This is a genomic window from Bacteroidales bacterium, from assembly GCA_022647615.1.
Classification (GTDB): Bacteria; Bacteroidota; Bacteroidia; order Bacteroidales; family UBA932; genus Egerieousia.
Window position 1 is genome coordinate 60,658 of the sequence record JALCKZ010000001.1, and the last position, 12,854, is coordinate 73,511.

8 protein-coding genes are annotated in these 12,854 nt (G+C 42.3%); 4 read left to right on the forward strand and 4 right to left on the reverse strand.

Annotated elements, in window-relative coordinates; translation table 11 throughout:
* Positions 1-37 precede the first annotated feature (37 nt).
* Positions 38-205: a 4Fe-4S binding protein gene (locus tag LKM37_00290; GenBank protein ID MCI1719466.1), complete on the reverse strand. Its 168-nt coding sequence runs from the start codon at positions 203-205 to the stop codon at positions 38-40.
* A 148-nt stretch (positions 206-353) separates the two neighbouring features.
* A complete protein-coding gene (locus LKM37_00295; protein ID MCI1719467.1) occupies positions 354-3,338 on the reverse strand; it encodes an insulinase family protein in 2,985 nt (994 codons plus the stop codon).
* Between the two features lie 130 nt (positions 3,339-3,468).
* Between LKM37_00295 and LKM37_00300 the strand changes: the two genes are divergently transcribed.
* The 4 genes from LKM37_00300 to LKM37_00315 are packed head-to-tail and all read left to right on the forward strand — an operon-like array spanning position 3,469 to position 7,234.
* On the forward strand, positions 3,469-4,590 hold the full coding sequence (locus tag LKM37_00300) for a DUF1573 domain-containing protein (GenBank protein MCI1719468.1): 1,122 nt from the start codon (positions 3,469-3,471) through the stop codon (positions 4,588-4,590).
* Positions 4,591-4,604: 14 nt separating this feature from the next.
* On the forward strand, positions 4,605-5,744 hold the full coding sequence (meaB, locus tag LKM37_00305) for a methylmalonyl Co-A mutase-associated GTPase MeaB (protein ID MCI1719469.1): 1,140 nt from the start codon (positions 4,605-4,607) through the stop codon (positions 5,742-5,744).
* The gene (locus LKM37_00310; GenBank protein ID MCI1719470.1) at positions 5,728-6,846 is read left to right on the forward strand and encodes a putative manganese transporter; all 1,119 of its coding nucleotides are present in this window, start codon (positions 5,728-5,730) and stop codon (positions 6,844-6,846) included. The genes meaB and LKM37_00310 overlap by 17 nt, the downstream gene beginning before the upstream one ends.
* Positions 6,847-6,856: 10 nt before the next feature.
* The gene (locus LKM37_00315) at positions 6,857-7,234 is read left to right on the forward strand and encodes a RidA family protein (protein ID MCI1719471.1); all 378 of its coding nucleotides are present in this window, start codon (positions 6,857-6,859) and stop codon (positions 7,232-7,234) included.
* Between the two features lie 93 nt (positions 7,235-7,327).
* Here the strand turns inward: LKM37_00315 and rho are convergent, their stop codons facing one another.
* Together rho and LKM37_00325 are read right to left on the reverse strand one after the other, a co-directional pair.
* Positions 7,328-9,478, reverse strand: coding sequence for a transcription termination factor Rho (gene rho, locus LKM37_00320; protein MCI1719472.1), 2,151 nt, complete (start codon positions 9,476-9,478; stop codon positions 7,328-7,330).
* Positions 9,479-10,021: 543 nt separating this feature from the next.
* A complete protein-coding gene (locus tag LKM37_00325; GenBank protein ID MCI1719473.1) occupies positions 10,022-12,739 on the reverse strand; it encodes an LPS-assembly protein LptD in 2,718 nt (905 codons plus the stop codon).
* Positions 12,740-12,854: the final 115 nt, after the last annotated feature.

Below are 12,854 nucleotides of genomic sequence, written 5' to 3' on the forward strand. Positions count from 1 at the left end.
CCGCTCGCCAGCCTATTTGCTATAATTCTTACTTGAATTATTCCTTGGAAATTGCTCCCATAGGGCATGCCTGAGCGCAAGTACCGCACTCTGTGCATAGATTAGGATCAATCTTGTAAATATCGCCGGCAGAAATAGCTCCTACTGGGCACTCATCTTTACATGTTCCGCAAGCTGCGCAATCAGTTGAAATTTTGTAAGCCATAATTAGTTATAATTTAATTGTTAAATATATTGTCTCTTAAAAAGGGACGGGAACTAGTTTGCAAATATACAAACATCGTTCCCATTTCCCAAATTGTTACGCTACTTCCATTTTGGCAGTTTTTCCCGCCAAAATGCCCGCCGTACTATTAATATCCGAATATATCTTGCGTTGTCAGTCTGACAATTTTGCCGTATGCTCTCTCTTCAATCGGCGTAAAATCAAGTTCTTCTGTGTTGCCGATAATTCCTATATTAAAGTTGCGGCCACTTATATTACTTTTCTGATAATCTATAATTGACTGCAAATTAAGGGTTTTAAGGTTGTTATAAATATCTTTGTTGGCATCATAATCAAAGCCACGCCTCTTCATGCTCAAGTAATACCATATAACATTTTCGCCCGTATATCTGGTAGTTGCAAGATTCTGCAGAGAATTTGATTTTGCAACGTCAAATGACTTCTGAGAAACAGGCATGTTTTTAAATATCAAAGCATAAGCATTCATTGCATCAATCATCTTATCATTCTGAGTGTAAATCAAAGCCTCATAGTAAAGAGGTTCCCTATCATTGAAATAAGGGAAGATATGGCGTGCGTCTGCGTGATATGCAAGACCTTTGGCCTCTCTTAAATCCTGGAAAACTATAGAGCTCATTCCGGAGCCAAAATAAGTATCAAACAACCTTATAAGAGCCCAATCCTTAGGATTAAATTTCTCTCCGTAATTGCAGATACCGTACAGGTTAATCTGAGTTGCTTTATAGGGAGCAATAAAGATTGTAGGCTGCTTAGAATCAAGCACTGCAAAACTTCTGGAAGGAGCATAAACTGCAAGATTCTCAGAACCTTTATGCATTGCATTTAGCTCAGCGACAGCTTTGTCTTTTGCAAGAGGTCCATAGTATATAACTGAGTATTGATGCTTAAACAAATCTTTAACAACGTTAACAAGTTCCTCTGCTGTAAGCTTATCTATTTCAGCAGGTTTTAAGCTGCAAGTCTGAGGATTCACAGCACCGTAAATAGTATAAGTCTCCAAAGCGTCGGCATTTGCATCCTTATCGCTCTTTGCATTAAGCAGCTGCTTCTTCCAATTCTCTTTCATCTTGGCAAGCAACCCTTCATCAGGCTTTACATTGGCAAGCAAATCCTCATAAATATCTGATGCCTGCTTCATATTCTCGCTTAATCCGTTTATTGTAACAGAAGTTGTATGCTCATTGCAACGTGCTGATGCAGAACATGCGAGCGTATAAAGTTTTGATTTAATCTGGTCAGAAGAAAGTTTATCCGTACCAAGATTATCAAAATAATTAAGAGCATAATCAAGCTTGTTATTATCATTGCTGCCGTTCTGGAAATAATACGTCAGAGAGAATAATGTATTATCATCATTATGCTTATAATAAATATCCTGACCGGTAGCATTCTTGCCTATTGACATCTCCTTGTTAAAATCTACATAAACCGGTTCAATTGGTTTTGCAGCTTTAATCATCTTCTCCATGTCTCTAAGGAACTGGCTGGAAGTGTCTCTGTTTGTATTAATTGCAGTAATCTCAGGTTTCTCTATCTTTTGAATTCCCTTCTCTACTCCAACAACTTTATTTACCTGAACATAATTGTCTCCAAAATATTTATTGACAAATTTTACAACGTCAGCCTTCTTAATTTTGCTCAATCTCTCCCCCTCATTGATGGTAAAATTCCAAGGAGTTCTGTCAATGAAACTGCTGAACATCATTTGTGCCCTGTACTGATAATTATCCAAACTCTGCATCTGGAAACGCTTGTAATTATTTACAATTGCAGTTAGCATAGACTCATCAAAATCTCCTTTCTTAACTTTTTCCATCTGCTCAAAAAGGATATCCTTAACCTCTGCAAGGCTCTGTCCCTCTTTAGGTTCTCCGCCCAATAAGAACAGACTGTAATCTGTCAACCCCTCTTTGCCTGCAAAACCGCTAAGAACTTTTTGCTGCCTGTTAACATTCATATCAATCAATCCGGCATTTCCGTGATTGCTCAAAATATTGCTTACCATGTAAAGGGTATCTTCAATGTTGGATATTGCACGTCCGTCTCTGTATGCGGAAGGGAATCTCCAGCCGATATAAATCATCGGAGACTCTTGTCCGTAAACTGTTTTCTCTATGTGTTTTGCAATTGGTTCCTCATCTTCAAACTTAAGAAGCTTAAGATTATCATTCCTCTTCCAGTTGCCAAAATATTTTCTGATAGTGGCTATTGCCTGGTCAGGGTCAAAATCTCCCGCCATGCAAATTGCAACATTGTTTGGAACATAGAAATTATGAAAATGCTTCCAAATATTTGTAATTGAAGGGTTTTTAAGGTTCTCCTGAGTTCCGATAGTAGTCTGCAATCCGTAAGGGTGCTTTCTGAAAGTTGCAAACATCAAAGTATCAAATGCTCTCTCCTGGTCATTTGAAAGTCCAAGATTATCCTCCTCATAAACAGCTTCAAGCTCCGTATGGAATCCGCGGATAACCATGTTTTCAAATCTGTCGCTCTGTATTTTAGCCCATGCCTCAACCTGGTTGGAAGGGATATCCTCCTGATATACTGTCATATCATAAGAGGTGAATGCATTGGAATTTTTAGAGCCAAGCGTTCCCATCAATTTGTCATACTCATTGGCAACAAAAAGTTTTGATGCTTCAAAAGATATGCTGTCAATCTTGTGATATTCAGCCTTGCGCGCAGCAGGATCCTTAAGAGTTCTATAGTATTCAAACTCCTTCTCAATCTGATCCAGCATAGGTTTCTCTTTGGCATAATTTATTGTTCCATAATGAGTTGTACCTTTAAACATTATATGCTCCAGGTAGTGTGAAAGACCCGTAGTCTCATGAGGGTCATTCTTGCTTCCCGTTCTTACGGCAATATAAGTTTGAATTCTTGGTTCCTTCTTAGTGACTGACATATACACTTTTAGGCCATTAGGCAAAGTGTAGATTCTGGTGTGAGTGGGGTCATTTTTAACAACCTCATAGTCTTTTACAGCAACTTTCTTTGCAACTTTTTTCTGTGCAAAAACATTGCCGCCAGCAGTTGTAAGCAGCACCGCAATTGCAAGCGCAGCTGTGAGCAATTTCTTAAATAACTTCATAATATGTTAGATTAATTAATATATCCTTCTTTGGATTGGAGCCTTTTTTGCAAAAGCATAGCAAATTTAATCAAATAAATAGGAGTTTATAATTATATTTGTAAGGTACGCTATGAAAGTTATTCACAAAATGTTAAAAAAGAGCAAAAAAGTATCTGTCGCGACAGTTAAATTATTCATTATAAGCATATTTGCAGTGGCAGCAATTATGTCGCAGCCGCTGTGCGCGGCAGCTCAGACAGGCCACACCATTGCACTTAGATTTAATGAAGTAGTTCATAACTTTGGTAAAATATCCATTGACTCAGGGGCGCAAAAATGCCAGTTTGTTTTTACAAATGTAAGTTCCTCTCCGGTTGCAATAAGCAACGTTCTGGCCTCATGCGGCTGCACCGTTCCATCATGGAGCAAAGCGCCAATCAAGCCTGGGGAAAAGGGTATAATAAAGGTTACTTTTTTGAATGACCAGGGACCGTACCCTTTTGATAAAACGCTGTCTGTCTATACCACAGCCTCTCAAAAGCCTATAATGCTGAGAATTACAGGAGTTGTGTATGAAAAAGACCGCCCCCTCGCTGAGTCATTCCCGGCAAAATTCGGCCCGCTTGGAATGAAAGTTTATGCGCAGGATGCGGGGCAAATAGAGCAGGGACTCTACAAAATTCTTGGAGAGAATATTGTTAATCTAAGCAACGCAAAAGTTACAGTAAAATTTGTCAACCCTTCTAAAGGTCTGACAATTAAAGTTTCCCCATCCGTACTTGGACCCGGGGACGTTGGAAAGATTACATACCAAATTAATACAAAAGCAGCAATACATTGGGGGACAACAAGATATACCGCAGATATTGTTTGCAACGGAAAAGTTGTACGTCCAAAGTTTTTGGCAGAATGCATGATTCTAACCCCCTATTCCTCTCTAAGCAGGGAGCAGATAGAAAACGGGCCTGAACTTTTTGCCGATTCCAGTACGTACAATTTTGGAACAGCAAGAGTTTTTCAAAAAATTAAGGCTGTATTTACCGCTAAGAATTCCGGGTTAAAACCGCTGCGAATATATAAAGTTGAGACAAACGGAGCATCTATAAAAGTTGACTGCCCATCCTATGTGCGTGCAGGTAAGAAAGTTACAATCACGGCAATTGCAACTCCGCTAAAGAGGAATTCTGATGAAGTGTTTACAATAACTTTGGTTACAAATTCACCGGAGAGACCGCTGGTTAATTTGTTTATGAGCGGTTCCGTTAAGTAGTAATATTTAAAAATATGAGCAGAACAACAGATAACTGGCCACCTAAAAAGAGTGAAGAGCCTAACACCGCATTATTTGAAAATGAGGGTGTTAAACCGCTTCCTTCAGTTAACCCCTATGTTAAAAATTTCTTTAAGAAAAAGCAGAAAGAGATGACCGCGGAGGATTATCTTAAGGGTATTTTTGCAGGTGACACTTCTGTACTTGGCCGTGCTATCACATTAGTGGAGAGCTCATTAGCGGAGGACAGGGATATTGCAAAACAATTAATCATAGGTTGCCAGGAACATGTTCGCAAGAGCAAAGTAAAGACAATGAGGATTGGAATTACGGGAGTGCCCGGTGCCGGAAAGAGCACATTTATAGAGGCTTTCGGGAGCTATATAACATCCCGCGGTCATAAGCTTGCCGTACTTGCAATTGACCCTACCAGCGAGAGAAGCAAGGGGAGCATTCTTGGAGACAAAACTAGAATGGAGACTTTGGCCAATGACCCTAATGCTTTTATAAGGCCCACACCTACAGGAGGTTCACTCGGCGGAGTTTCACGCAAAACCAGGGAGACAATTGTACTTTGTGAGGCGGCCGGATATGATGTAGTTTTCATTGAGACCGTTGGCGTAGGCCAAAGCGAAACAGCTGTTCACTCAATGAGCGATTTCTTTTTGCTTCTGATGCTTTCAGGCGCCGGTGATGATTTGCAGGGGATAAAAAGAGGCATTATGGAGATGAGCGATTTAATAGCAATTACCAAAGCGGACGGAAGCAATACGGATAAGGCAGAAGGAGCAAAAGCTCTTTATGCCAGCGCATTGCATCTATTTCCTCCTACTGATTCAGGATGGGTTCCAACTGCCGTAACATCTTCCGCCGTTACCAAAAAAGGGCTGCCTGAAATTTTGAAAAAAATAGAGGAGTATTTTAAACTTGTTAAGAAAAACGGATACTATGAATACCGTCGCAGAGAACAGGCAAAATACTGGATGTACGAGAGCATAAATGAAGAGCTGCGCAATAAATTCTATGACAATCCCGCTATTGCGGCGGCGCTGCAAAAATATGAAGATAAGGTACTTGCAGGAAAAGTAGATTCATTCCTTGCAGCTGAAAAATTGATGGAGCTTTACAAAGAGCAAATTGAGCACGTACATTAACATAATACTTGAGGCGCTGCGCAACGCAATTATGATTACGGGTCTTGTAATCATAATGATGCTGCTGATTGAGTATCTGAACATTGAGAGCCGCGGCAAATGGTTCTCAAAACTAAAGGATTCCAAGCCAAAGCAAATTTTGCTTGGCTCTTTTCTTGGCGTAATCCCGGGATGCGTCGGAGGTTTTGCGGCAGTATCCCTTTTTACCCACAACCTTTTGAGCCTTGGCGCTCTTACGGCAATGATGGCGGCATCAGCTGGTGATGAGGCATTTGTAATACTCGCGACAGTTCCAGGAAAAGCTCCGCTGCTTTTTGCACTCCTTCTTGCATGCGGAATTGGAATAGGATTTCTTGTTGATTATGTGCTATTTAAGAAGCCGCACAATAAAGTCTGCGATGAAGAATATGAAATTCACAAGGGCGAGGACTCAAGCGTTCCGTCAATATTCAAAGCTGATTCTTACAAAGTTATGATGCATCCCAGCAAGGAGAGATTGCTGCTTCTTGCGGGAATTGCAATTTTTATTGCCGCAATATTTTCCGGAGTTTTTACAGAGGCCGATGTTTCAGCCTCCTCAAATGCAGCAGCTTCTGCAGGCGGAGAAAATCTGTCGGGACATAAATTTGTCCTAAATTTATTTAATGAAAAATGGCTGGATTACTTCTTCGCCGCAGTGAGCGTCATCACTATCTTCCTGACTGCCACTGCAAAAGAGCATTTCATACAAGAACACATCTGGCATCATCTGATAAAAAAACATCTGCCTCCCGTTTTCCTGTGGAGCTTTGGAGCGCTGGTAATCTGCGGGTTGCTGATGATGAAGGTAGATTTGAACGCGCTGGTAAGCAACTATATGCCGCTTGTGATTTTGATGGCGGTGCTGGTTGGAATCATTCCGGAGAGCGGGCCGCACATGATTTTTGTGCTGCTGTTTGCTAACGGTACGCTCCCCTTTTACATCCTGCTGGTCAACTCATTAGTACAAGAGGGACATGTAAGTTTGCCGCTGCTTGCAGGGAGCAAGTCTGCGTGGGTAAAGGCCAAAGCCGTGAATGCCGCGGCCGGGCTTATAATAGGATTTTTATGTTGGATTTTATAAACGATATATTATGAAAAAAGTAGTAGCATCACCAAAAGCGCCGGCAGCTGTAGGAACTTACAGCCAGGCAATTATAGCGGATAACACATTGTATGCAAGCGGTCAGCTTCCAATTGACCCTGCAACAGGAAATTTTGTAAAGGGCGGCTTCAAAGAGCAACTTGCACAGTCCCTTACTAACCTTAAAAATGTTTTGGAATCTGAAAATTACAAGCTTTCAGACGCAGTAAAGGTTACCGTGTATCTATCTGACATGTCTAACTTTGCATCATTAAATGAAGTTTATGCAAAATTCTTTGCACAACCTTACCCTGCACGCGTAGCATTTGAGGTTGCCGCGCTGCCAAAGGGTGCATTAGTGGAAGTTGATTTGATTGCTGTAAAATAGTATGCGCGGAGCTGCATGCTCCGTATGATCGCGGACAAAAAAAATAACAGGCATCTCTGCCTGTTATTTTTTTTGCCTTGTTATCAATGATTTTTACTTCAATTCATCGCCATTCATTGAGATTAGGAACTCCTCGTTGCTGTTAGTACGCTCCAGGCGGCTCTTCATAAATTCCATTGCCTCAACGCTGGTCATATCTGACAAGTGGTTGCGCAGAATCCATGTACGACGCAGAGTCTCAGGGTCTAGCAACAAATCATCACGACGGGTTGAACTCAATGTGACGTCAACTGCAGGGAATACTCTCTTGTTGGAAAGCTTGCGGTCCAGCTGAAGTTCCATGTTGCCGGTTCCCTTGAATTCCTCAAAGATAACCTCATCCATCTTAGAGCCGGTATCAATCAAAGCTGTCGCGATAATAGTAAGAGAGCCTCCGTTCTCAACGTTACGCGCCGCTCCGAAAAATCTCTTTGGCTTGTGCAAAGCATTTGCATCTACGCCGCCGCTAAGTACCTTGCCGCTAGCAGGTTGCACGGTATTATAAGCACGCGCCAAACGCGTAATTGAATCCAGCAAAATGACAACATCATGGCCGCACTCAACAAGTCTCTTGGACTTTTCAAGCACAATGTTTGCAACCTTTACGTGTCTCTCCGCAGGTTCATCAAATGTTGACGCAACAACCTCAGCCTTAACGCTTCTGGCCATATCGGTAACCTCCTCCGGACGTTCGTCTATAAGCAAAACTATCAGGTAAACTTCCGGATGATTATCGGCAATAGCATTTGCTATCTCCTTAAGCAGCACTGTCTTACCAGTTTTTGGCTGTGCAACTATCAAACCTCTCTGTCCTTTTCCTATAGGGGTAAACATATCTACAACTCTGCAAGACAGATTGTTATGTCCATTCTTTATAATCTCAAACTTTTCATTTGGAAACAGCGGAGTTAAGAAATCAAATGGAACTCTGTCTCTTATGAACGCGGGGTCTCTGCCGTTAATTTGGTCAATCTTAACCAAAGGAAAATATTTATCTCCCTCTCTTGGAGGTTTAATTTCTCCAAATACAGTGTCACCGGTCTTAAGTCCGAACAATTTAATTTGGGACTGTGAAACATAAATATCATCAGGAGAATTCAAATAGTTGTAATCAGGAGAGCGCAGGAATCCATACCCGTCCGGCATAATTTCCAAAACTCCGTTGGCCTTCACAACTCCCTCAAACTCAATCTTTGAGATTGCCTGCTGCTGAGCATTGCCATTCTGCGGAACATTTCCATTTTGCTGAGCGTTGCCGTTCTGCTGTCCGCCGACATTCTGCTGTCCGTTGCCGTTCTGCTGTCCGCCGACATTCTGCTGCCCGTTGCCGTTCTGAGAAGCGCCATTTTGCTGGCGGCTATGCAAGTGATTCTGCTGATGCTGTCTGTTCTGACCTGCATTCATATTATTATTCCCGACAGTCTGATTGGCTGCGGAATTATTTCCAACATTCTGACTAACTACAGGATTGTTTCCAATATTCTGACCGGCAGCCTGATTCTGATTAGCACTCTGATTCTGCTGTGGCTCTTCATAAATCTGTTCCTGAGAAGTCTGCTCATTTATAAAAGCATCCTCGCTGGCGAACAAATCCTGAGGCTGCTCAACTCTCTGACGGGCAGGCTGTTGTGCCGGCTGAGCCGCAGAACGCTGCTGTGCAGGTTGATCTGCAGGGCGCTGCTGTGCAGGTTGAGCTGCAGGGCGCTGCTGTGCAGGTTGTGCTGCAGAACGCTGCTGTGCAGGTTGTGCTGCAGAACGCTGCTGTGCAGGTTGAGTTGCAGGACCTTGTGCAGGTTGAACTGCAGACTGCTGAGCAGATTGAGCAGGCTGCTGCTGAACCCCTTTACGTCCGCCCCTCTTTTGCACACCCTGGCCCTTTGCATTTTGACCTTTGACATTCTGAGACTGCTCATTTCTGGCATTCTGAACAGGACGGCCTCCGGTCGCAGCGCTAACAGGTTCTCTCTGTGTAATAGCACCTTGCGGCTGAACAGTTATAACTGATTTGCTCTTGGTTATTCTCTCGCGCGGTTTTCTCTTTGGTCTCTCAATTGGCTTATCGGCAGCCTGAAGAGCTTGCTCATCTAAAATTTTATAAATGAGGTCCTCCTGAGAAAGAGATTTTGCCTTAGCTACATTCAGCTTGTCGGCAATAGCCAGCAGCTCATCCAAGCTCTTGGCTTTCAATTCAATAATATCGTACATTAAGATTTTAATATGTGGATGCAACTCGCATCCCAAAGTTTATTACTATAGAAATTTCTGATTAAACAAATGAACGCACAAGCGTGATTCCCTTGCGCAACACAAATATACAACTTTTTTTCTCATTGCAAAATTTCTTTTTCTGCTTCTATCAAGCAAAGTCCGCATTGCGGACTGTGAAGCATTCCTCCAAGTTTGCATGTGCCGCTTTGCGTCACATGCAGAGCAATGCGCTACAAAGCAGCGCATTGCAAAGTGGTTTAACGCGGCTACCGCCGCGGAAAGGCACGCTCCCTATGGTCGCGGGCCTGCGGCCTCGGGGACATACGGTCACGAGCTTACGACCTTGGGTACAAGCGTAACTGTCTGATCTGGGGTAGTCTGGGGCAATATTGAAAATCAGACAGTTACAAAACATTGCTGATTTAAAATTGAGATCTTCCGTAATGTACTGATATACAAAGCCCCCTATGAGTATACATGCTTGGAAAGCCTGCGGCCATATAGAAATACGCAGCTGCGCAGATATAATTAACGGGAAAGTTATTTATCCCAGTAGGAAGCATTCTTCTTGTACTGAAGCAAATCAGCAAGCGCAGAAGCATTTGCAGAAATCCTAAAGCTCCAGCTCTCCCATTTTCCATTAGGAATCCAGGATATTGAAATTTGGAAACAGTGCAGACTGAATGACCCTGACAGCTGGGTAGTTGTCATTTTCATTTTGGTAAGGTCAAAGCCCGTATTAAGGCTCACGCTCAAATCCTTATAAAGTTTTAGCTGAGAGCTGATTCCCAAAGTCATCGTATGATTGTTCTTGGTCAGCAGCTGGTCATTTGCATATTGGTAAGATTTGCTGTAAGAGTAACTGTAGCTGACGTTTACCGCCCAAGGCATAGAAGGATCATAATAATACACCCAACCTCCTGGAATATATTCTCCCGTAACAGGGTGGTAATAAATTCTTTGATAAGCACCATCTCCGGATGTGGAAACAGAGCCCGCAATTCCGCTGTTGGGATGATAATCCGCCCCCAGCTTGCTCTTTCCCTCTCCTGTGAAACTATATGAAGTTGAGAAACTTGCATTAACAAGGCGAGCCAGTCTAAAGCCTCCTTCCTGCACAATGTTCAGCTTATTTATCCTGACGCCCTGGCTGTTTATGGCATAAGGGTCAAATGACATATTTCCGGACAAAGCCATCTTGCCGAAGATTGTAGTAGTAGCGGAAACGCTTATGTTTGAGAGCCTTAAAGAGTCCGCAAGAAAATTATATGAACCGCTTATATTCAGCTGGTCTATAAGCTTAACCTTCTTTGTGCCTGTACCTGAAGTATCTGCCTTTGATTTTATTTTTGCCTCTATGTTGTTTCCAAATGAGAATGTCATTCCAGCGCTCTTGCCTGTTCCGGGAGGAGAGTAAATCTGTCCGGAGTATCTGTTGTATAAAACTGCATGCTGAGTACCGCTCTTGTCAACGTAATTAAGTGTCTTATATCCATTTGAGGCAGTACCCATCTCCGGCTGATAGTTAAAACTTATTGTGGGAGTTATCATGTGCCTGATAGCCTGCAGTTTATGATTCTTCCCAAATTGGAACAATCCGTAAAGTCTTGTGGAAAGTCCAAGGCTAAATGCATAAGTTTGGGTAACTCCAAAGGTGCTGAACGGGTTAGAATACTCTGTTACAACCTGTTGCTTCTCCTGGTCAAAATACTCTTTAGCATCAGAGAAAAACCAGTTCATTCCGTAAGAAATACCCGGAGACCCCTGAATATATTTAAATAAAGTAAACGTAGGGAGTCCTATTGAGATGTTATGCTGAAGTCCGTTTTTCATTTTGTTAAAGAAATTCGGCTTGCTAACATCTGAACTCTTAAAGTTCATTTTATTATCAAAATTAGCTGAGTAGTTGAAGGAAATAGTCTCATAAAATTTTTGCTTCCCAACCTGCACTTTTCTTCTGAAAGGATATATTCTGGCCACTGTAAAAGTAAGGTTTGGAAGAGTGACGGCATAAGAGCTGTCCCTGGAGTTCTGGCTATGCAATGCGTTGATGGACAAAGAGAACGGTGTTCCAGCCCAAGCCTTTGTATAAGATATTGATGATGATATCTGGTTGGTCAGCGCCTTCTGTATAGTGGTTGAATTATATCTGCTGTTTGACGGACTGGAGAAATTTACAGAAGCCCTGAATGTAGTTCCAGGCTTTGCTTTTGAGTCCATTGCATGCGCCCAGTTCATTGAGAAGTTTGTAGTCTTGAAATAATCCGGAGAGCCTTTATCTCCCGTCTTATCAACAGAATACACGCCGCTGAAAGTTCCGGTATATCTGTACCTTTTGCTATATCTCATATTTGCATTAACCGCCCATGAGCCTCTTGTGTAAATATCACAAGTCGCGGCCAAATCCATGTGCTCTCCAAATACAAAGTAGTAACCTAAACCTCTCAGATAGAAACCTCTGGCATTCTCCTCTCCATAAGTAGGAATTAAAATGCCGCCGCTTCTCTTGCTGATTCTAGGAACAAAACCAAATGGCAAAGCAAACGGAGTTGGGACGTCCTCTATCACAACATACGCGGGTCCGAACACGGTCTTTTTTACAACGCCGCTGTTAATCACCTTTGCTGCAGTCATTTGCAAATAAAAATGCGGAGGGTCCGCGTCGCAGGTAGTGTATCTGCCCTTAGAAATATTGATGGAATTATCGGGCATCTTCTTTATAAAATCTCCATGCACATATCCCTCTCCCTCCTGCGTAACCATATTTCTAATCTTTGCCTTCTTGCTCTTGAAATTGTAGTAAACACTCTCCATTTCATAAGAGCTGTTCCCCTCTTTCATCACCGGCAGGCCTTTCACTATTCCGGTACTATCCGGCAATCCCTTGGCAAACACGGTCTTAGTCTGCACATTATAGGCCATATAAGCGGAACTTATGGAAATATCTTCATACTTTACAGTCACATCTCCATAATAGTAAATCATTCTCTTGCCCTCTGTAAAATCCTCAACTATAGAATCTTTGGCTGTAGAGAACACAGGCTCTTTAAGCGTGCTTATCTGTGCGGAATCTCTTAGAGAATCGCGTCCTAATGAGTCTATTTTATTCCCGACAGAATCTTTTCCAAATTGGAGCGTTGTATCTCTTAATCTTGCAGTGCGCCTGGTGGTGTCAAGTATTTTTGAGGAGATGGTGCTTGATGATGCAGCCTGTTCTGTTTTGACTTTGCCCCTCTTCCCTTTGTGGTTTTGGAGCATAGCTGAGCTGCGCATGCATAAAAAACAGCATGCCAGCACAAAACAAGTTGCTATGTAGGGTGATTTCTTAAAAGACATCAATATGCTACTCTTTGCACCACGGCTTAATTTTTAG